The sequence below is a fragment of the Kocuria sp. CH-021 genome (assembly GCF_049716185.1).
In the GTDB taxonomy this organism is placed as follows: Bacteria; Actinomycetota; Actinomycetes; order Actinomycetales; family Micrococcaceae; genus Kocuria; species Kocuria cellulosilytica.
This window is the reverse complement of sequence record NZ_JBNAFK010000007.1, coordinates 57,341-76,946: the sequence shown is the minus strand read 5'-3', so window position 1 is coordinate 76,946 and position 19,606 is coordinate 57,341. Positions and strand designations below refer to the sequence as shown.

The window sequence follows — 19,606 nt, the reverse complement described above, 5'->3', positions numbered from 1 at the left end:
AGCGGCCGGGCACCGGGGACCCGCGCTTGCTCGCTCGCCGGTCGCGAGGAGCCTGGTCTTCACCCAGGGCACCCCACCGCGGTGGAGGGTTGCCGGCCAGCTAGCTGGGGCTTGGACGCTGGCGCTCATGACCTGGACAGCATTCTCCGGATCCGGACGACACGGCGTCAAGCCGGGCCCGGGCGTGACACCCGGCGGCGGGCGCCGGGCGCACCGCACCGGGTGCCCCGCGGACCGATTTGGAGACGAAACTCACACGGTGCCACGATGAGCCCATGAGAGTCGACCACGTGTCCTACGCCTGCCGCCCGGAGGGCCTGGCGGCCACCACCGAGCGCATCGCCGACCAGCTCGGGATCGAGCCGGTCAAGGGCGGGGTGCACCCCCGTTTCGGCACCCGCAACATGATCCTCCCCCTCACGAACCACCAGTACGTCGAGGTCGTCGAGGTCCTCGAGCACCCGGCCGCGGTGAAGGCGCCGTTCGGCCAGGCCGTGCGCGCCCGCTCCGAGGCGGGCGGGGGCTGGCTGGGCTGGGTCGTGGAGGTCGACGACCTCGCCCCCTTCGAGCAGCGCCTGGGCCGGTCCTCCGTCCCCGGCTGCCGGGTGTTCCCGGACGGCCGGTGCCTCGAGTGGCGTCAGATCGGCGTGAAGGGCCTCATCGCCGACCCCCAGCTGCCGTTCATGGTGCACTTCGAGTCCGACCCCGAGATGCACCCCTCGCAGGCGCGGATCACGGACGTCGGGCTCGCGGGGATGTGCATCGCCGGGGCCCCGGACCGGGTCACCGAGTGGCTGGGCGCCCCCGTGGAGACCGCGCTCGAGGACCTGGAGGTCGACTGGCGCTATCCGGAGGGCACCCCCGGGGTGCTCTCCGTCACCTTCAGCACCCCGGACGGCCCCGTCACCATCTGAGCCCCGGGGCCACCGGACGGGCCCGGCCCCCGGGCGTCAGCCCAGCAGCCGGGCGGCGCCGAGGAAGCCCACGGCGTCCAGCAGGAAGTGCGCGACGACGAGGGGCATCACCCGGCCGGTGCGCCGGTAGAGCTCCGCGAAGACCAGGCCCATGACCACGTTGCCGAGGAACGGCCCGATCCCCTGGTAGAGGTGGTAGCTGCCGCGGAACAGGGCCGTGACCACCAGCACCACCGGCCAGTTCCACCCGATGCGGGTGAGCCGGTCGGTCAGGAACGCGACCACCACGACCTCCTCGACCAGGGCGTGGCGCACGGCCGAGAGCAGCAGCACGGGAACCGTCCACCAGTGCTCAGCGAGCCCGGACGTGCTGACCTGCGCCGTGACGCCCAGGGCCCGGCCCGCGCCGTAGAGCACCAGCGTCCCCAGCCCCATGAGCACGAAGAGCACGGTGCCCAGGCCGAGGTCCGGGACGGGCATGCGGGCGTCGAGGCCGATCCGCCGGCGGACCGTGCCCAGCGCTCCGGCGGAGCCGGCCAGCAGGTACAGGGCCAGCAGCACCGGCACCAGGTCCAGGCCGATGCCGGTGAGCTGGCGCAGCAGGTCGAAGAGAGGCTGCCGGCTCAGCGGCGGGTTCATCGTGGCCTGCGCCTCGGACAGCGGTCCGCGGGCGAGGTCCTCGGCGAGGGAGAGCACCGCGTAGAGGGCCGAGGCGCCCAGGGACACCCCGAGCACGAGGAGCACCTGCAGCCACAGGTCGGCGCGGGTGGACCCGAAGGCCGGCGGGCGGGGGTGCAGGTGGGCGGGGGTGCTCATCCGGCCATTGTGGCACCGGGCCGGGCGGGCACCCGGGACGGGCGGCTCCCGAGCCGCGCGGCCCGCACCACCCGCCCCGTCCGCTGCCGGGACGTCTTCCCTAGGATGGGGACCATGACTGTCCTTCCCCCGCAGATCCGTCAGCAGCCCGTCGAGCGAGCCTTCCACGGCCACGTGTTCTCCGACCCGTACGAGTGGATGCGGGACAAGGACTCCCCCGAGGTGCTGACCCACCTCGCCGCGGAGAACGAGTACGCGGAGTCCGCCACCGCCCACCTCACGGGGCTGCGGGAGACGATCTTCGGGGAGATCAGGGACCGCACCCAGGAGACCGACCTGTCCGTGCCCAGCCGGCGCGGCGCCTGGTGGTACTTCGCCCGCACGGTGGAGGGCGGCGCGCACCAGGTGTTCTGCCGGGTCCCGGCGGTGAGCACCGGGGACGTGATCGCCGACTGGACCCCGCCCGTCGTCGAGCCCGGCACCCCCATGACCGGGGAGCAGATCCTCCTCGACGCCAACGCGGAGGCCGCCGAGCACGAGTTCTACTCCCTCGGCAGCTTCGACGTCTCCGAGGACGGGGAGCTGCTGGCCTGGGCCGAGGACGTCACCGGCGACGAGCGCTTCACCCTGCGGGTCCGGGACCTCACCACGGGCGCGCTGCTCGCCGACGAGATCCCCGGGACCTTCTACGGCTCCTTCCTCACCCCGGACGCCCGCGCCGTGTACTACACGGTGGTGGACGAGTCCTGGCGCCCGCACCAGCTGCGCCGGCACGAGCTGGGCACCCCGGTGGCCGAGGACGTCGTCGTCCACGAGGAGGCCGACCCCGGTCTGTGGCTCGGGGCGGGCCTGTCCGCGGACCGCCGCTGGATCGTGGTCGAGGCGATGTGCTCCGAGTTCTCCGAGCAGCTCGTCCAGCCGGTCGCGGACCCGGCGGCGCCGCTGCAGGTGGTGCTGCCCCGCACCGACCGCGTGCTCTACGAGGCGGAGCCCCTGCTGCTGGACGGGCGGGAGCAGATCCTGCTGACCCACGACCACGACGCCCCGAACTCCCGGATCTCCCTCATGGACCCGGCCGACCTCGGCCGCCCGATCGCGGAGATCGCCCTGCGCGACGTCGTGCCGGCCTCGGAGACCGTCCGGGTCAACGGCTGCGCCGTGACGGCCACCCACCTGGTGGTCTCCGTCCGGGCGGACACCACGCTGCGGGTCCGGCTGCTCCCGCTCGCCGGCCTGGGCACGGCCGCCCAGGCCGACCCCGTGGAGCCGGCCTTCGCCGAGGAGCTCTACACCGCGAGCGTCTCCGCCGCCGAGCACGACGCCCCCGTGGTGCGACTCTCCTACACGTCCTTCACGACGCCCCCGCGCGTCTACGACGTCTTCGTGGCGGGCGCCACGGGGGACGACGACGCCCTGCCCGCCGAGCCGCTGCTGCGCCGCGAGGCCACGGTGCTCGGCGGCTACGACCCCGCCGACTACACGGTCGAGCGGGACTGGGCCGCCGCGGCGGACGGCACCCGCATCCCCGTCTCCCTGATCCGCCGGGCGGACCTCGACCGCGACGTGCCGGCGCCGGTGCTGCAGTACGCCTACGGCTCCTACGAGCACAGCACCGACCCCGCGTTCTCGGTCTCTCGGCTGTCCCTGCTGGACCGCGGCGTGGTGTGGGCCGTGGCGCACGTGCGCGGCGGCGGGGAGCTCGGCCGGACCTGGTACGAGCACGGCAAGAAGCTGCACAAGACGAACACGTTCACCGACTACGTGGCGGTCACCGACCACCTCGCCGCCCGCCCGGACGTCGACGAGCGGCGGATCCTGGTGATGGGGGGCTCCGCCGGCGGCCTGCTGGTGGGCGCGGTGCTCAACCTCGCCCCCGAGAAGTACTGCGGCGCCCTGGCCGCGGTGCCGTTCGTGGACCCGCTGACGTCCATCCTCGACCCGAGCCTGCCGCTCACGGCGCTCGAGTGGGAGGAGTGGGGCAACCCCATCGAGGACGCGCACGTCTACCGCTACATGCGCGACTACTCCCCCTACGAGAACGTCCGCGCCCTGCCCTATCCCCCGATCCTCGCCGTGACGAGCCTCAACGACACCCGGGTGCTCTACGTGGAGCCCGCCAAGTGGGTGGCCGCGCTGCGCGGTGCCTCGACCTCCGGCGAACCGGTGCTGCTGCGCTGCGAGATGGCCGGGGGCCACGGCGGAGCCTCCGGCCGGTACTCCCAGTGGAAGGACACGGCCTGGGAGTACGCCTGGGTGCTGGACCGGATGGGGCTCGCCGGGGTCTGACCGCGCCGTTCCGCCCCGCCCGCGGGAGCGGCGGCCGGGGCACGGACCGCCCGCTCCGCCGGGAGGGATGGCTCGTGGCGGCATAGACTGCGGGGCATGGGGAACGACCTGCCCGTCCAGCACTCCCTCCTCGCCACGGGCGTGACCGTGTCCTGGGTCGCCACGGGCCCGGCCGGAGCGACACCGGTCGTCCTGCTCCACGGCTGGGGCGAGTCCCACCGGGAGTTCTCCCGGCTGCTCCCCCTGCTGCCCGCCACCGTGCGTGCCGTCGCCCCGGACCAGCGCGGCCACGGGGAGGCCGACCGGCCGCAGGACGGCTACGGGCTGCCGGACCTCGCCGCGGACGTGGTGGCGCTGCTGGACGCCCTGGGCCTGACGTCGGCCGTCCTGCTGGGCTCGTCCAGCGGCGGGTACGTCGCCCAGCAGGTCGCTCTCCACCATCCGCACCGGGTGCTCGGCCTCGTCCTGGTGGGCTCGCCCCGCTCCCTGCAGGGCCCTGCGCCGTTCGCCGACGAGGTGGAGGGGCTCAGCGACCCCGTCGACCCCGCCTGGGTCCGGGAGTTCCTGGGCTGGTTCCCGACCGTCCAGCCGGTTCCGCAGTGGTACGTCGAGGAGAGCATCAGGCACGGCGCGGCCGTCCCCGCCCGCGTGCGGCAGCGCTCCCTCGAGGGCCTGACCACCGCCCGTCCTCCGACCGACGCCGGGACGATCGCCGTCCCCACCCTGGTCCTCTGGGGAGCGTGCGACGGTCTGCTCTCCCGGGAGCACACGGATGCGCTGGTCGCGGCGATCCCGGGCGCTCGGCTGGTCGTCTACGAGGACACCGGTCACCTGGTGATGTGGGAGCGGCCGGAGCGGGTCGCCGCCGACCTCGTGGCGTTCCTGGACGACCTCGGCCGCTGACGGAGACGCCCGGCAGAACCGTGCCCGGCGTGCACGTGCAGCTGCGGTTCCCGCGCCGCTGCCGGAGGGACCCCCGCTCGGCTCAGCGACGAAGTCGGAGCGGGTCCAGGGCGGCGGCGGTCTCCCGGGAGCACCACGGGCCCACCGTCCCGTCGAGGAGCAGGTCCGCGGCGGCCCGGGCCATGGCGTCGCTGGTCTGGAAGCCGTAGCCGCCCTGGCCCGCGAGCCACAGCAGCCCGGGCACGGCGACGTCGAAGCCGCACACGGGCACGCCGTCCGGGGCCTCGGTGCGCAGCCCGGTCCAGGCCCGCTCGATCCCGGTGACGCCCAGGGAGGTGGTGGCGTTGAGCCGCGCCACGAGGTCCTCGACGTCCTCGAGCACCGGCTGGGCGTCGCAGGGCTCGCTGGGCACGGCCTCGGACGGGGAGACGAGCGCGCCCTCCCCGGCCCGCCGGTAGTACCAGCCGTGGTCCGCGGCCACGACCATGGGGTGGTCCGCGGCCAGCGGCTTCGCCAGCCGCACGAGGGCCGCGGTGCGCCGCAGCGGGCGCAGGCCCAGCGGGGCGGCGCCGAACAGGCCCGCCACCTCGTCCGCCCAGGCGCCCGCCGCGACCACGACCTGCCGGGCCCGCAGCCGGTGGGCACCGGCCGTGACCTGCCAGCCGGCGTCGTCGGGCTCCGCCGCGGTCACCGGGGCGCCGGTGAGCAGCCGCGCGCCCGCCGCCGCGGCGCGGTCGCGGTGCCACGCGACGAGGGCCCGGGCGTCGGTGCGCACGGAGGTGCTGTCGAGGCGCCCGGCCTCGACCGCGTCCGCCGGGGAGCAGGCCAGCTCGGGGCACAGCTCCACGAGCTCCGCGCGGGACAGCGCCCGGGTCCCCGGGGCCGCCTCGGCCTGCAGCCGCTCCTCGGTGCCCACGAGGACCATCCGGCTGGGCCAGGCCAGGGGCCGGGGCGGGGTGGGGTGCGGGTCGAGCAGCCGGGCCACGGTGGCCCCGGTCAGCTCCCGGACGGGCGCCGGTCCGTAGCTGGGGATCAGCTGCTCGGCCGAGCGCCCGGAGGTGTGGTGGGCCAGGTCGGGCTCGGCCTCCACGAGGGCGATCCCCTCCCCGCTCCCCCGCCGGTCCGCCAGCTCCGAGGCCAGGGACAGTCCGGCGATGCCGCCGCCGATGATGAGCACGTCGCATGCACGGTCCATGTGCCCATGCTCGCACGCCGTGCGGCGGGGCCGCCTCCGCGGCCCCGGCCGCACGGCGAGGGGCCGCCTCCGGCCGGAGTGCCTGTGCGGCTCCGGCCCGAGGCGGCCCCTGGCGGTGTGCGGGCGAGCGGGCCCGCCGCGGGTCAGCCCTGCACGCCGAGCTTCTCCAGGATCAGCTCCCGCACCCGGCCGGCGTCGGCCTGGCCGCGGGTGGCCTTCATGACCGGGCCGATGAGGGCCCCGACGGCCTGGACCTTGCCGGCCCGGACCTTCGCCACGACGTCGGGCATCTGCGCCATGGCGTCGTCGATCGCCGCGGTCAGCACGGAGTCGTCGGAGACCACCGCCAGCCCGCGCTGCTCGACGACCTCCGCGGGCGATCCCTCGCCGTCCAGGACGTGGCCGAGGACCTTCTTGGCGAGCTTGTCGTTGATCTTCCCGGCCTCGATGAGCCCGTTGAGCTCGACGACGTGCTGCGGGGTGACCCCGAGCTCGGCGATCTCCACCTCCCGCTGCTTGGCCAGGCGGGCGATCTCGCCCATCCACCACTTGCGGGCCGCGGCCGGGGCGGCGCCGGCGGCGACGGTCTGCTCGATCTCGTCGAGGACCCCGGCGTTGACGACGTCCCGGAACTCCTCGTCGGAGAACCCCCAGTCGGCCTTCAGCCGCTTGCGGCGCTCGGCCGGAGGCTCCGGCAGCTCCGCCCGCAGCCGCTCGATCCACTCGTGGTCGGTCACGACCGGCACGAGGTCGGGCTCGGGGAAGTAGCGGTAGTCGTCGGCATCGGACTTCGGGCGCCCGCTGGTGGTGGAACGGGTGTCCTCGTGCCAGTGCCGGGTCTCCTGCACGATCGTGCCGCCGGAGTCGAGGACCGCCGCGTGGCGCTGGATCTCGAAGCGCACCGCGCGCTCCACGGCGCGCAGGGAGTTCACGTTCTTGGTCTCCGAACGGGTGCCGAACGTGGCCCCGCCCTTGGGCATGAGGGACACGTTGGCGTCGCAGCGGACGTTGCCGCGCTCCATCCTCGCGTCCGAGATGCCGAGGTTCTTCACGATCTCCCGGATCAGGGTCACGTACACCCGGGCCAGCTCGGGTGCCCGGGAGCCGGCGCCCACGATGGGCTTCGTGACGATCTCGATGAGCGGGACCCCGGCGCGGTTGTAGTCGACCAGGGAGAAGTCGGCGCCCTGGATGCGCCCGGCGGCGCCGCCCATGTGCGTGAGCTTGCCGGCGTCCTCCTCCATGTGGGCGCGCTCGATCTCGACCGTGAACACGGTCCCGTCCTCCAGCTCGACGTCGACGGAGCCGTTCTCGGCGATCGGCTCGTCGTACTGGGAGGTCTGGAAGTTCTTGGGGGTGTCCGGGTAGAAGTAGTTCTTCCGGGCGAAGTGCGAGACCGGGCGGATCTCGCAGCCCAGGGCGAGGCCGAGCTTGATCGCCGACTCCACGGCCACCCGGTTCACCACGGGGAGCACGCCGGGCAGGCCGAGCGAGACCGGGGTGACGTTGGTGTTGGGCTCGTCCCCGAAGACGTTGGGGGCGGCGTCGAACATCTTGGTCCGGGTGTTGAGCTCCACGTGGACCTCGAAGCCCAGGACGGGGTCGTACTTCTCCATGGCCTCGTCGAAGGACAGGACCTCTTCGGTGCTCCGGTTCATCAGCGGGCTCCTCCCCGGACGGGTGCGGACAGATCGGACGCGGCGGGGGCGCCGGCCAGGTCCCGGACCAGGGCGGCGGTGTCCGGCAGGTCCTGCCAGAGCGGCCCGCCCCAGCGCTGCTCGAGCAGGGCCTCCAGGCCGGCGCCGGCGCGGTAGAGCCGGGCGTCCTGGCGGGCGGGGGCCATGAACTGGATGCCCACCGGCAGCCCGTCCTCGGGCGCGAGGCCGCCGGGGACGGAGATCGCGGGGACCCCCGCCAGGTTGGTGGGGATGGTGGCGATGTCGTTGAGGTACATCTGCATGGGGTCGGCGGACTCGTCCACGGCGCCGCGCTCGAACGCGGTGGTCGGGGCCGTCGGGGAGACGAGCACGTCCACCTGCTCGAACGCGGCCGCGAAGTCCCGCTGCACGAGGGTGCGGACCTTCTGCGCCGAGCCGTAGTAGGCGTCGTAGTAGCCCGCGGACAGGGCGTAGGTGCCCAGGATGATGCGGCGCTTGACCTCCGCGCCGAAGCCCGCGGCCCGCGTGGCGCCCATCACGCGCTCGATGGTCAGGGGCCCGTCCTCGGGCAGCACGCGGTGGCCGAAGCGCACGCCGTCGTACTTGGCGAGGTTCGAGGAGACCTCGGAGGACATGATGAGGTAGTAGGCGCCCAGGGCGTACTTGAAGTGGGGGGTCTCGACCTCCACGACCTCGGCGCCCGCGGAGCGCAGCAGCTCCACGGCCTCCTGGAAGCGCTGCTGGACGCCGGGCTGGAAGCCCTCGCCCGTGAGCTCCTTGACGACGCCCACGCGCAGGCCGGCCAGCCCGCCCTCGGCGGCGCCGGCCCGTGCCTGGGCGGCGAGGTCGCCGACCGGGCCGGGCAGGGACGTCGAGTCCCGCTGGTCGTGCCCGCCGATCACCTCGTGCAGCAGCGCGGCGTCCAGCACCGTGCGCGCCACGGGGCCCACCTGGTCGAGCGAGGAGGCCATGGCGATCACGCCGTAGCGCGAGACCCCTCCGTAGGTCGGCTTGACCCCGACCGAACCGGTCAGGGCCGCCGGCTGGCGGATGGACCCGCCGGTGTCGGTGCCCAGGGCCAGCGGCGCCTGGAACGCGGTCACGGCCGCGGCGGACCCGCCGCCGGAGCCGCCCGGGATCCGGGACAGGTCCCACGGGTTGGCCGTGTCGCCGAAGGCGGAGTGCTCGTTGGAGGAGCCCATGGCGAACTCGTCGAGGTTCGTCTTGCCCAGCATCGGCATCCGGGCGGCGCGCAGCTTCCGGGTCACGGTGGCGTCGTACGGGCTCATCCAGCCCTCGAGCATCCGCGAGGCGGCGGTGGTGGGCTGGCCCTCGGTGACGATGAGGTCCTTGACCGCGATCGGCACGCCGGCGAGCTCGGGCAGCTCCTCGCCGCGGGCCCGGGCGGCGTCCACCTCGGCGGCCACGGACAGGGCCTCCTCGGCGTTGACGTGCAGGAAGGCGTTGAGCCCGGTCTTCCCGCGGCTGCGGTCGGCGGGGTCGGCGGGGGCGCCGTCGGTCTCCCGGATGCGGTCCAGGTGGGCCCGGACGGCGTCCACGGAGGTGATCTCCCCGGCTGCGAGCTGCCGGGCGAGCTCGGCGGCCGAGAGGCCGACGACGCCCTGGGGGGTTCCGGTGCTGGTCATGCGACTACTCCTCGTCCAGGATGGCGGGCACCTTGAACTTGCCCTCGGCGGCGTCGGGCGCGTTGCGCAGCGACTCCTCGGCGGTGAGGGTCTCCCCCACGACGTCCTCGCGGAAGACGTTCTGCAGCGGGATGGGGTGGCTCGTGGCCGGGACGTCCGGTCCGGCGGCCTCGCTGACGGACGCCACCGAGTCGACGACGAGGTCCAGCTCCGTCGCCATGGACCGCAGCTCCTCCTCGGTCATCTCGATGTGCGCGAGCTTCGCCAGGTGGGCGACCTGCTCGCGGGTGATCGCAGACATGCGCGCTCCTGCTCGTGATCGGGGGTGGTTTCCGGTCCAGTCTAGCCGCGCGGCGCCGCCCGCCCGTGCGGGTGGGAGCCTCCTCGAGGGGCATACCCTGGAAGCACGCACGCCCACCACACAGGAGCACCCGGACATGGCCAAGAGCACCCCCGCCCGCACGAAGAAGGACCGCGGCGCCAAGACCCGGCGCCCCGGCGCCCGGCCCGGCCGGGCCGCGCGCGCGACGTCCGCCACGGACGCCGCCAACGCGTGGCGCCAGCGGGTCAGCAAGGACGCCGCCGCGACGATCGACACGATCGTGGCCCACGTCCAGGCCGTGGCCGAGCAGCAGCTGGGCCGGCACGGGGCGTTCCCCGCCTTCCTCGTGACCGCCCGCAAGGACGGCGAGTACGAGCTCGACAGCCTGCCGGCCGAGCAGGCCGAGGAGCTGAGCCCCGAGGCCGCCCTCGAGGCCCTGCGGGCGAGGGCGGTGGAGCTGCGCGACGACGTCCTCTGCGCCGCGGTCGCCTTCCCGGTGACCCTGCCGGACCGGTCCGGGCAGACCGCCGTGGCCATGGAGACGCAGCACCGGGAGGGCGAGTCCCTGCTGGTGATCCAGCCCTACCGGGTCAAGGGCGCGGAGCGCTCGGTGAGCTTCGGCGACGCCGCGGTCGAGCCCGCCGACCCGTGGCTGTGGACCTGAGCGCACCCGCCGCGCCTCCCCCGGCGCTCGCCGGGCACGCGAAAGGGCCCCTCCGGTCGGAGGGGCCCTTTCGGGTGCCCGCTGCGCGGCACGGCCGCGCGGGAGAGATCCGGGTGGGGATCAGACGGCGGGGACGGTGAGCACCTGGCCCGGGAAGATCAGGTTCGGGTCGGCGATGACGTCCGCGTTGGCCTCGTAGAGGTCCTCCCAGTTCTCGATGCCGAGCTTGTCGGCGATCGAGCCGAGGGTGTCGCCGGCGACCACGGTGTAGGTCTCGCCGGACACGGCGGCCGGGGCCACGGGGGCGGCCGGGGCCACGTACTCGACGACGGGGGCCTGGGCGGCGGCCGGGGCGGGAGCCGGAGTCGGAGCGGCGGCCGGCGCGGGGGCGGCCACCGGGGCGGGGGCCGGGGCCGGGGCCTCGATCGGGGCCGGGGCCTGGACGGACTGCGTGGTCACGGAGGCGGTGCCCATCGGGTCGGCGGAGGGGTTGGCGGAGCCGGTGAGGCCCAGCTTCGCGGAGCAGGCGGGCCACGCGCCCCAGCCCTGGCCGTCGAGGACGTTCTCGGCCACGGCGATCTGCTGCTCACGGGAGGCGTCCTGCGGGGCGCCCTGGCCGCCGAAGGCGGCCCAGGTGGAGGGGGTGAACTGCAGGCCACCGGAGAAGCCGTTGCCGGTGGCGGTGTCCCAGGCGCCGCCGGACTCGCACTGGGCGAGGGCGTCCCAGGTGGAGGCGGGGGCGGCGTTGGCCGGGAGGGCCATGGCGCCCACGGCGGTTCCGCCGAGGATCAGGGCGGCGGCACCGCGACGGACGTTGCGACGAACAGCGAAAGCGTTGGTCATGATGCTCCCTGAGGCCACCTGCGCTCGTTTCCGTCCCCGGATGTCTTCGCGCCGTCGTCTACCCGTGAAGGTGTTGTGGGTAAGTGCTTACAGGTGTCTGCCCTATAGACGACGTGCGGTGTTACGGCAGCACCTAGCATGATCTGGTGGCGTGCCGGACATCGGAGCCCAGGCACACCGGATCCCCGGAGGAATCCTCGGGGAAGCTGTTTATCACGATAGCGTAACGATTTTCGTTGCGCTACCCCTTCCGGGCCGTCGTGAGGTATCACACACGATCGGCCGGTACGGGGTGCCGGTCCGTGATCGGGGCCGGCGGACGGAACTCGCGTTCCGGAAGCGGAGGACATGCCTCGGGAAGAACGCTTCGAAGATCACGCTATGGCAACTTTTTGATCTCGGTCAAGTTACGAGAGGCATCTCACACCGGGGCGGGGCCGCGCCCGGTCCCCGGTCTCAGCCGGGGATGCCGCGCTCGCGGGCCGTGATCCAGGCCGCGAGCCGCTCGGCCGCCGGCACCTCGCCCGCCGCCGGGGAGGGCAGCTCCGGCCGGCTCACCAGCGCGCCGGCCTCCTCGGCGATGAGCGCACCGGCGGCCCAGTCGTGCTCGTGCAGGCCCTGCTCGCCGTACCCGTCCAGGGTCCCGTCCGCGACCATGCACAGGTCCAGGGCGGCCGAGCCCAGGCGCCGCAGGTCCGCGTACTGCCGCATGGTGGTCAGGAACCCCGGGATCTGGCGCTCGCGCCGGTCGGCGTCGAAGGAGAAGCCCGTGCCGTAGATCCGGCCCGCCCGGCCCGGCACGGGTCCCTCCAGCCGGCGGGACGTCCCGTCCGCCTCCACCCAGGCCCCGGCGCCGCGCACCGCGAAGTAGGTCCGGCCCAGGGCCGGGGCGTTGACGGCGCCCACGAGCCAGTTGCCCTCGGCGTCGGCGGCGGCCACGGACGTGCAGTAGTAGACGATGCCGCGGATGAAGTTGGTGGTGCCGTCGAGCGGGTCCACCGACCAGCGGATCCCGGAGGGGTGCTCCGGCCGGTGCGTGCCGGACTCCTCCCCGGTGACCGTGTCGTGCGGGCGCCGGTCCAGGATGGTGCGCAGCACGGCCTGCTCGGCGGCCACGTCGAAGCGGGTGACCCAGTCGCCCTCGCCGGACTTGCCGGTGACGCCCAGCCGCTCGGCGTCGCGGCCCCGCAGGACCTCCGCCCCGGCCTCGGCCGCCGCCAGGGCCAGCTCGAGCAGCTCCTCCAGGTGGGCGCCGGTGGGGCCGAGGCCCTCCAGCGCGTCGTCGTGCCGTCCCATGCTCAGGCCCCGTCCTCGTCGTCCGTGCTGTTTCCGGTGCTGTCGGCGGTGCTGTTCACCGTGCTGTCGGCAGTGCTGTCCGCCGCGCCGCCGTCGCCCGTCGCGGCGCCCTCCGGCGTGCCCCCGGCCGCGCCGGCGAACGCCTCCGGCCCCTCGGCGAGGAGCCGTTCGAAGCCGGCCTCGTCGAGCACGGGCACGCCGAGCTGCTCGGCCTTGTCCAGCTTGGTGCCGGCGCTCTCGCCCGCCACCAGGAAGTGCGTCTTCTTCGACACGGAGCCCGAGGCCTTCCCCCCGCGCACCAGCACCGCCTCCTTCGCGGAGTCGCGGCTGAAGCGCTCGAGGGTGCCCGTGATGACCACGGTGGTGCCCTCGAGGGTCCGGGGCACGGACTCGTCCACCTCGTCCTCCATGCGCACGCCCGCCGCCGCCCAGCGCTCCACGATCTCGCAGCGCCACGGCTCGGCGAACCACTCGGTCAGGGCCGCGGCGATCACGGGTCCCACGCCGTCGGCCTGGGCCAGCGTCTCCTCGTCGGCGTCGCGGATGGCCGGCAGCGAGCCGAACGCGGTGGCCAGGGACCGGGCCGCGGTCGGGCCCACGTGCCGGACGGACAGGGCCACGAGCACGCGCCACAGGGGCTGCGCCTTGGCCTTCTCGAGCTCCTCGAACAGCTTGCGGGTGGTGGCCGTGGGCTCGGACGGCTTCCTGGCCGTGCCCTTCGTCCAGAAGTACGGCACCAGCTCGGTCTCGCCCGTGGGCGTGCCGCGCGACCGCTTCTCCCGCCGGATCCGGACCTCGCGCAGGTCCTCGGGCGTGAGGTCGAAGAGGAACGCCTCGCTGGTCAGCGGCGGGTCCTCCGGCTCGTCGGGCCGGGTCAGGGCGAGGGCGGCCTCGTAGCCGAGCGCCTCGATGTCGAACGCGCCGCGGCCGGCGGCGTGGAAGACCCGCTCGCGCAGCTGGGACGGGCAGCTGCGGGCGTTGGGGCAGCGGATGTCGACGTCGCCCTCCTTCGCCGGGCGCAGCTCCGTGCCGCAGGACGGGCAGCGGGTGGGCATCACGAACTCCCGCTCCGTGCCGTCCCGCAGCGCCACCACGGGGCCCACGATCTCGGGGATCACGTCCCCGGCCTTGCGCAGCACCACGGTGTCGCCGATGAGCACGCCCTTGGCCTTCACCACGTCCTGGTTGTGCAGCGTGGCCATCTCCACCGTGGACCCGGCGACCCGCACCGGCTCCATGAGCCCGTAGGGGGTGACCCGCCCGGTGCGGCCCACGTTGACCAGGATGTCCTTGAGCTTCGTGTGCACCTCCTCCGGCGGGTACTTGTAGGCCACGGACCAGCGGGGCACCCGCGAGGTGTGCCCCAGCCGGAACTGGGTGCGGCGGTCGTCGACCTTGACCACGATGCCGTCGATCTCGTGGATGAGGTCGTGGCGGCGGCGGCCGAACTCCTCGATGAACGCGAGGACGTCCTCCGTGGACGGCAGCACCCTGTAGTACGGGCTGACCGGCAGACCCCACCGCTCGAGCAGCCCGTAGACCTCGGACTGGGTGTCGGCGTGCAGGCCCGTGGCGGCGCCCACCCCGTGCACGTACATGGACAGCCGGCGCCGGGCCGTGACCTCCGGGTCCTTCTGCCGCAGCGAGCCCGCCGCGGCGTTGCGGGGGTTGGCGAAGGGCGCGCGCCCCTCGGCCACGATCGCCTCGTTGAGCGAGCGGAAGTCGCTGGAGGAGATGAACACCTCGCCGCGGATCTCGACCTCCTCGGGGACGTCCTCGCCGGTGAGCGTGCCGGGGATGCTCGCGATGGTGCGCACGTTGTGCGTGACGTCCTCGCCCGTGGTGCCGTCGCCCCGGGTCGCGGCGCGCACGAGCTCGCCGTCGCGGTAGAGCAGGTTCACGGCCAGGCCGTCGATCTTCAGCTCGGTGAGCCACGCCGAGCCGGGGGCGTCCGGCAGCGCCTCGATCGAGGCGGTGGTCTTCTCCAGCCAGGCGGTCAGCTCGTCGATCGAGAAGACGTCCTCGAGGGAGTACATCCGCGCGAGGTGGGTCACCGGCGTGAACGCCGCGGAGACCTCGCCGCCGACCTCCTGCGTGGGCGAGTCGTTGGCCACGAGCTCCGGGTTCAGCGCCTCGATCTCCTCGAGCCGCCGGTAGAGCTCGTCGTACTCGGCGTCCGAGACGGTCGGCGCGTCCTCGACGTAGTAGGCGGTCCGGGCCGCGCGCACCCGGTCCACGAGCTCCGCGTACTGCTCCTTGAGGTCCTCGCTGGGCGGGGCGGGGTTGAGGTCCTGGCCGGTGGCGTCGACGGGTCGGGCGTCTGTCCTCTGCTGTGGGCTCACCCGACCATTGTGGCCCACGCGCCGGACGTGGTCCGCGCTCCGCCCCGCCGCGGCGGGTCAGCCGTCCAGCCGGGCCACCGTGCCCGTGAAGTGCGGGCGCCGGCGCCGCGGGTCCCAGCCGGCGTAGCGCGAGCCCCGCCAGCCGGCGCCCCGCCCGTCGTCGGCGATCGCGACCGCGACCGTGCCGGGGAGCAGGACCGGGGCCGCGAACTCCACCGTCCAGCGGAAGGGTGTCCCCGGCGGCACCCCGACCTCCGCCAGGGCGCGCGAGGCCGAGTACATGCCGTGGGCGATGGCCCCCTTCAGACCCAGCGCCCGGGCGGTGGGCCCGGAGAGGTGGATCGGGTTCCAGTCCCCGCTGACCGCGGCGTAGTCCCGCCCGGTGCCGGCCGTCAGCCGCCAGTGCCCGGTCGGGGCCGGCGGCACGAACTCCTCGCGCGCAGCGTCGTCGGCCGTCCCGGGCACGTGCACGCCCTTGGCGAGGTAGCTCGAGCGGCCCGTCCACACGGGCTCGCCGTCCGCCCGCGCCAGACGGGCGACGACGTCGACCAGCGCACCGGAGCGGTGCGGGCGCAGCCGCTCGGCGGAGGCGGTGATCGTGAGGTCCTCCCCCACCGTCACGGCCCCGCGGTGCTCGACCTCGTTGGCCAGGTGCACCATGCCGAGGACCGGCAGCGGGAAGTCGGGGCGGGTCAGCACGCTCATCGCCACGGGGAACGCCAGGGCGTGCAGGTACCCGGAGAAGGCCTGCGTGCCACCGGGGCCCTCGCGCGGCGGCGCGCCGACCGTGCGGCAGAACGCCTCGTGCCCGGCCGCGTCCACCACCACGGCCTCGACCACGTGCGCCACCGCGGGCAGGGCCCCCGGGGCGGCGCCGGCGCCGCCGGGGCGTGCGGGCCGCCGGCCCGGCAGCCGGCCGGTGAGCCCGCGCGGCAGCAGGCCGCCGGCCGCGGCCGCCGCGGCGCGGGCGTAGAGCCCCCCGAGGGAGGGGACCTCGTCGAGGACCACGGTCTCGTACCGGTCGCCGGCCATGCTCACGCCCCCACCAGGTTCTGGCCGCACACGCGCAGCGTCTGCCCGTTGATGCCGCCGGCGGCGTCCGAGGCGAGGAAGAGCACGGCCTGGGCCACGTCCTCCGGCAGCCCGCCCTGCTGCAGGGAGTTCAGCCGGCGGGCGACCTGGCGGCGGGCCGCCGGGATCCGGGCGGTCATCTCCGTCTCGATGAACCCGGGGGCCACCGCGTTGATGCTGCCGCCGCGCCGCGCCAGCAGGGGCGCGGCGGCGGCGACCATCCCGATCACCCCGGCCTTGGAGGCGGCGTAGTTGGTCTGCCCGCGGTTGCCGGCCACGCCGCTCGTGGAGGCCAGGGAGACGATCCGCGGCGCCGGGCCCAGGCCCTCCCCGGCCAGGAGCTGCTCGTTCATCCGCAGCTGCGACTCGAGGTTCACGGCGAGCACCGAGGACCAGCGGGACTCGTCCATGTTGGCCAGCAGCTTGTCCCGGGTGATCCCGGCGTTGTGCACCACCACGTCCAGGCGGCCGAAGCGCTCCCGGGCGAGCCCGAGGATCCGCTCCCCGGCGTGCTCGTCCGTGACGTCGAGCTGCAGGGCCACGGCGTGGATCCCGTTGGCGAGCGCGGCCAGCGGCTCGCCCGCGGCGGGGACGTCGACGACGACGACGTGGGCGCCGGCGCCGGCGAGCGTGCGGGCGATCTGCGCGCCGATGCCGCGGGCCGCGCCGGTGACGGCGGCGACCCTGCCCCGCAGGGGGGCCTCCCAGTCGGCGGGCAGGGCCCCGGCGTCGTCGCCGACCGTCACGAACTGTCCCGAGACGAAGGCGCTGCGCCCGGAGAGCAGGAACCGCAGGGCGCCCAGCACGCTCGGGGCCCCGGGGTCGACGCCCTCGGCGAGCAGGACGCCGTTGGCGGTGGCCCCGCCGCGCATCTCCTGGGCGGTGGAGCGCAGGAGGCCGACGACCGCCTGGCGGGCCGCGGCGACGGCCGGGTCGAGCGGCTCCGCCGCCGCGGGCGTCGCCGAGGCCGCGCCCGTGCCGATGCCCGGCGCGGGCCGGGACACGGTGACCACCCGGCCGCCGGGGGCCAGCGAGCGCAGCACCCCGCCCAGGCCGAGCGCGGGCTCGGCCAGGTCCGCGGGCCGGGTGAGCTCGGTCAGGGCGAGGACCACGGCCCCGAACCGGTGGACGTCGTCGGGGTGGCGCCGGACGTCCAGGTCCCAGCCGAGCAGGGCCGTGGCGATCCGGTCGGCCTCCTCCCCCCGGCCCAGCACGAGGACGGGGCCGGGCACGAGCGGGTCCCCGGGACGGTGGCGGCGCAGCCGGGCGGGGGCTGGCAGCCCGAGCTGCCGGGCGAGCCTGCCGCCGGGGCCGGTGCTGACGAGGTCGAGATAGGTGTCTGCCATGGAAGAGGTCCTTGCTGTGGGGGTCGGCGGGGACGTCGGCGGGCGGGGGCTCAGCGGGCCTCGAGGACGGCGGTGACGCCCAGGCCGCCGGCGGCGCAGACCGAGATGAGCCCGCGGGCCGGGCGCCCGGTCTCGTCGGCGCGCTCGCGCAGCAGCTTGGCGAGGGTGCCGACGATGCGCCCGCCGGTCGCGGCAAAGGGGTGCCCGGCCGCGAGCGAGGAGCCCGTGACGTTGAGCCGGCTCCGGTCCACGGTGCCGAAGGCGCCGTCCAGGCCCAGCCGCTCGCGGCCGAACTGCTCGTCCTCCCACGCGGCGAGGGTCGAGAGCACGGTCGCGGCGAAGGCCTCGTGGATCTCGACGAAGTCGAAGTCGTCGAGGGCCAGGCCCTGGCGCGCCAGCAGGCGGGGCACGGCGTAGGCGCCGGCCATCAGCAGGCCCTCGTCGCCGTGCACGAAGTCGACGGCGGCCGCCTCGACGTCCACGACGTCGGCGAGCACGGGCAGGGAGTGCTCCGCGGCCCAGTCCTCGGAGGCGAGCAGCACGGTCGAGGCGCCGTCGGTGAGGGGCGTGGAGTTGCCCGCCGTCATCGTGGCCTCGGCGTCGAGGGACTTCCCGAACACCGGCTTGAGCCCGGCGAGCTTCTCCACGGAGCTGTCCGGGCGGAGGTTGTTGTCCCGGGACAGCCCGCGGAAGGGGGTGACGAGGTCGTCGAAGAACCCGCGCTCGTAGGCGGCGGCCAGGTTCCGGTGGCTCGCGGCGGCGAACTCGTCCTGGGCCTCGCGGGGAATGCCCCAGCGGGCGGTGGTGAGGGCCTGGTGCTCGCCCATGGACAGCCCCGTGCGCGGTTCCCCCGTGCCGGGGGCCACCGGCTTGAGGTCGGCCGGGCGCAGGCGCGCGAGGGCCTTGAGCTTCTGCGGGGTGCTCTTGGCCCGGTTGAGCTCGAGCAGGCCGCGGCGCAGCCGCTCGCTCACCACCACGGGCGCGTCCGAGGCGGAGTCGACGCCGCCGGCCACGGCCGAGTCGATCTGGCCGAGCCGGATCTTGTTGACCAGCGTGGAGACGGCCTCCATGCCCGTGGCGCAGGCCTGCTGCACGTCGAAGGCGGGGGTGCGGGGGTCGAGGACCGAGCCGAGCACGGACTCGCGCGTGAGGTTGAAGTCCTTGGGGTGCTTGAGCACGGCGCCGGCGGCGACCTCGCCGATCCGCTCCCCGGCGAGGCCGTAGCGGGCGGCCAGGCCGTCGAGGGCGGCGGTCAGCATGTCCTGGTTGCCGGCGTTGGCGTAGGCGCCGTGCGCGCGGGCGAAGGGGATGCGGTTGGCGCCGACCACGACGGCACGGCGGGCCACGCCGGTGCGCCCGGCGCCGCTGGGGGTCGTGTGCTCCGCGGTGGGCTCGACGGTCTGCTCGGGGGTGGACTCGCTCACAGGAAACTCCTCGGTGGTGTTGTGATGCTGCTCACGTCACGGACGACAATACCTGATACCGTGGGTATCGTGAAACAGGTCGACGACACAGACTCCGCCGCCCCGGACGGCCCGTCCGCCCCGGACGGCCGCTCCTCCCGCTGGGCCCGGCACCGCGCCCAGCGGCGGACCGAGCTCATCCGCACGGCGCGCAGCGCCGTGGACGAGCTCGGCGCGCAGGCCTCCATGGAGGAGATCGCCACCGCGTGCCGGACGTCCAAGTCCGTCTACTACCGGTACTTCGGGGACAAGGCGGGACTGCAGCGCGCGGTCGGCGAGTACACCGTGACGCGGATGCGCGACCGGCTCGAGGAGGCGGCCCGCGCGGCCGGCTCCTTCGAGGACTCGGTCGAGGCGATGGTCGCGGAGTACCTGCTCAGCATCGAGCGCTCGGCGTCGGTGTACCGCTTCGTCGTGGCCCTCTCCCCCGACCCCGGGCGCTCCCGGCACGAGCGCCACCGGACCGAGCGCACCCGCGGGGAGCGCTCCGGCAAGGAGGACGCCCCGGCCCCGGACGGCGGCGAGCGCTGGCTGATCCAGGAGTTCACCGAGTCCGTCAGCGGGCTGCTCGCGGAGGCGCACGTGCGCCACACCCCCGCCGAGCGCCGGCTGGAGGAGCCGGTGCTCAGCTACTGGGCCGCGTCCACGATCGGCATGGTCCGCGGTGCCGGCGAGGCCTGGATGAACACCCCGGACGGCACCCGGCGCCCGTCCCGCGCGCGGATGACGGAGCTGATCGTGGGCTGGGCCGTCGACGGCCTGCGCCCGCCCGGCGCGCCCGTGCCGGACCAGCCGTCCACCTGACCACCACCCGGGCCGGCGCGGACCGCGGCCGGCCCCG

General features: G+C 74.9%; 16 protein-coding genes and 1 riboswitch. Of the genes, 5 read left to right on the top strand and 11 right to left on the bottom strand.

Going from position 1 to position 19,606, the window contains the following annotated elements:
• Positions 1–17 precede the first annotated feature (17 nt).
• Positions 18–133, bottom strand: a riboswitch (SAM riboswitch).
• A 142-nt stretch (positions 134–275) separates the two neighbouring features.
• Complete coding sequence (locus ACPYN7_RS07040; RefSeq protein ID WP_058873459.1) at positions 276–914, top strand: VOC family protein; 639 nt, start codon at positions 276–278, stop codon at positions 912–914.
• A 36-nt stretch (positions 915–950) separates the two neighbouring features.
• Here the strand turns inward: ACPYN7_RS07040 and ACPYN7_RS07035 are convergent, their stop codons facing one another.
• Complete coding sequence (locus tag ACPYN7_RS07035) at positions 951–1,730, bottom strand: CPBP family intramembrane glutamic endopeptidase (protein ID WP_058873458.1); 780 nt, start codon at positions 1,728–1,730, stop codon at positions 951–953.
• Positions 1,731–1,844: 114 nt separating this feature from the next.
• Between ACPYN7_RS07035 and ACPYN7_RS07030 the strand changes: the two genes are divergently transcribed.
• On the top strand, positions 1,845–4,016 hold the full coding sequence (locus ACPYN7_RS07030; RefSeq protein WP_424347160.1) for a S9 family peptidase: 2,172 nt from the start codon (positions 1,845–1,847) through the stop codon (positions 4,014–4,016).
• Between the two features lie 96 nt (positions 4,017–4,112).
• Entirely contained in the window at positions 4,113–4,919 is an 807-nt protein-coding gene (locus ACPYN7_RS07025) for an alpha/beta fold hydrolase (RefSeq protein WP_424347159.1), read from the top strand.
• Positions 4,920–5,001: 82 nt separating this feature from the next.
• On the opposite strand, the gene ACPYN7_RS07020 is transcribed toward ACPYN7_RS07025, so the two are convergent.
• From ACPYN7_RS07020 to gatC, 4 genes are all read right to left on the bottom strand, one after another.
• The gene (locus ACPYN7_RS07020) at positions 5,002–6,114 is read right to left on the bottom strand and encodes an NAD(P)/FAD-dependent oxidoreductase (RefSeq protein WP_424347158.1); all 1,113 of its coding nucleotides are present in this window, start codon (positions 6,112–6,114) and stop codon (positions 5,002–5,004) included.
• 143 nt (positions 6,115–6,257) lie between these two features.
• Entirely contained in the window at positions 6,258–7,772 is a 1,515-nt protein-coding gene (gene gatB, locus ACPYN7_RS07015) for an Asp-tRNA(Asn)/Glu-tRNA(Gln) amidotransferase subunit GatB (RefSeq protein ID WP_424347157.1), read from the bottom strand.
• On the bottom strand, positions 7,772–9,418 hold the full coding sequence (gene gatA / locus ACPYN7_RS07010) for an Asp-tRNA(Asn)/Glu-tRNA(Gln) amidotransferase subunit GatA (protein WP_424347156.1): 1,647 nt from the start codon (positions 9,416–9,418) through the stop codon (positions 7,772–7,774). Before gatA ends, gatB begins: the two co-directional genes overlap by 1 nt.
• 4 nt (positions 9,419–9,422) lie before the next feature.
• Positions 9,423–9,719, bottom strand: coding sequence for an Asp-tRNA(Asn)/Glu-tRNA(Gln) amidotransferase subunit GatC (gatC, locus tag ACPYN7_RS07005; protein ID WP_058873452.1), 297 nt, complete (start codon positions 9,717–9,719; stop codon positions 9,423–9,425).
• A 136-nt stretch (positions 9,720–9,855) separates the two neighbouring features.
• Between gatC and ACPYN7_RS07000 the strand changes: the two genes are divergently transcribed.
• On the top strand, positions 9,856–10,404 hold the full coding sequence (locus tag ACPYN7_RS07000) for a hypothetical protein (protein WP_424347155.1): 549 nt from the start codon (positions 9,856–9,858) through the stop codon (positions 10,402–10,404).
• Between the two features lie 120 nt (positions 10,405–10,524).
• Here ACPYN7_RS07000 and ACPYN7_RS06995 read toward each other — a convergent pair whose 3' ends face one another.
• From ACPYN7_RS06995 to ACPYN7_RS06970, 6 genes are all read right to left on the bottom strand, one after another.
• A complete protein-coding gene (locus ACPYN7_RS06995; protein WP_424347154.1) occupies positions 10,525–11,247 on the bottom strand; it encodes a transglycosylase family protein in 723 nt (240 codons plus the stop codon).
• Between the two features lie 456 nt (positions 11,248–11,703).
• Positions 11,704–12,543: an inositol monophosphatase family protein gene (locus ACPYN7_RS06990; RefSeq protein ID WP_424347153.1), complete on the bottom strand. Its 840-nt coding sequence runs from the start codon at positions 12,541–12,543 to the stop codon at positions 11,704–11,706.
• A gap of 2 nt (positions 12,544–12,545) precedes the next feature.
• Positions 12,546–14,885 carry an NAD-dependent DNA ligase LigA gene (gene ligA / locus ACPYN7_RS06985; RefSeq protein WP_424347152.1) on the bottom strand — a complete coding sequence of 780 codons (2,340 nt, stop codon included), beginning with the start codon at positions 14,883–14,885 and terminating at the stop codon, positions 12,546–12,548.
• A 57-nt stretch (positions 14,886–14,942) separates the two neighbouring features.
• Positions 14,943–15,917, bottom strand: a complete 975-nt coding sequence (locus ACPYN7_RS06980; protein ID WP_424347222.1) for a MaoC/PaaZ C-terminal domain-containing protein — start codon at positions 15,915–15,917, stop codon at positions 14,943–14,945.
• Between the two features lie 2 nt (positions 15,918–15,919).
• Positions 15,920–17,302: a 3-oxoacyl-ACP reductase gene (locus ACPYN7_RS06975; RefSeq protein WP_424347151.1), complete on the bottom strand. Its 1,383-nt coding sequence runs from the start codon at positions 17,300–17,302 to the stop codon at positions 15,920–15,922.
• 50 nt (positions 17,303–17,352) lie between these two features.
• Positions 17,353–18,726, bottom strand: coding sequence for an acetyl-CoA C-acetyltransferase (locus tag ACPYN7_RS06970; protein ID WP_424347150.1), 1,374 nt, complete (start codon positions 18,724–18,726; stop codon positions 17,353–17,355).
• Positions 18,727–18,795: 69 nt separating this feature from the next.
• Here ACPYN7_RS06970 and ACPYN7_RS06965 point away from each other — a divergent pair, with 69 nt between their 5' ends.
• Positions 18,796–19,569: a TetR/AcrR family transcriptional regulator gene (locus ACPYN7_RS06965; RefSeq protein ID WP_424347149.1), complete on the top strand. Its 774-nt coding sequence runs from the start codon at positions 18,796–18,798 to the stop codon at positions 19,567–19,569.
• Positions 19,570–19,606: the final 37 nt, after the last annotated feature.

Coding starts and splice junctions, on each gene's coding strand:
- ACPYN7_RS07040 (WP_058873459.1), top strand. CDS start 276: ATGAGAGTCGACCACGTGTCCTACGCCTGCCGCCCGGAGGGCCTGGCG.
- ACPYN7_RS07035 (WP_058873458.1), bottom strand. CDS start 1,730: ATGAGCACCCCCGCCCACCTGCACCCCCGCCCGCCGGCCTTCGGGTCC.
- ACPYN7_RS07030 (WP_424347160.1), top strand. CDS start 1,845: ATGACTGTCCTTCCCCCGCAGATCCGTCAGCAGCCCGTCGAGCGAGCC.
- ACPYN7_RS07025 (WP_424347159.1), top strand. CDS start 4,113: ATGGGGAACGACCTGCCCGTCCAGCACTCCCTCCTCGCCACGGGCGTG.
- ACPYN7_RS07020 (WP_424347158.1), bottom strand. CDS start 6,114: ATGGACCGTGCATGCGACGTGCTCATCATCGGCGGCGGCATCGCCGGA.
- gatB (WP_424347157.1), bottom strand. CDS start 7,772: ATGAACCGGAGCACCGAAGAGGTCCTGTCCTTCGACGAGGCCATGGAG.
- gatA (WP_424347156.1), bottom strand. CDS start 9,418: ATGACCAGCACCGGAACCCCCCAGGGCGTCGTCGGCCTCTCGGCCGCC.
- gatC (WP_058873452.1), bottom strand. CDS start 9,719: ATGTCTGCGATCACCCGCGAGCAGGTCGCCCACCTGGCGAAGCTCGCG.
- ACPYN7_RS07000 (WP_424347155.1), top strand. CDS start 9,856: ATGGCCAAGAGCACCCCCGCCCGCACGAAGAAGGACCGCGGCGCCAAG.
- ACPYN7_RS06995 (WP_424347154.1), bottom strand. CDS start 11,247: ATGACCAACGCTTTCGCTGTTCGTCGCAACGTCCGTCGCGGTGCCGCC.
- ACPYN7_RS06990 (WP_424347153.1), bottom strand. CDS start 12,543: ATGGGACGGCACGACGACGCGCTGGAGGGCCTCGGCCCCACCGGCGCC.
- ACPYN7_RS06980 (WP_424347222.1), bottom strand. CDS start 15,917: ATGGCCGGCGACCGGTACGAGACCGTGGTCCTCGACGAGGTCCCCTCC.
- ACPYN7_RS06975 (WP_424347151.1), bottom strand. CDS start 17,302: ATGGCAGACACCTATCTCGACCTCGTCAGCACCGGCCCCGGCGGCAGG.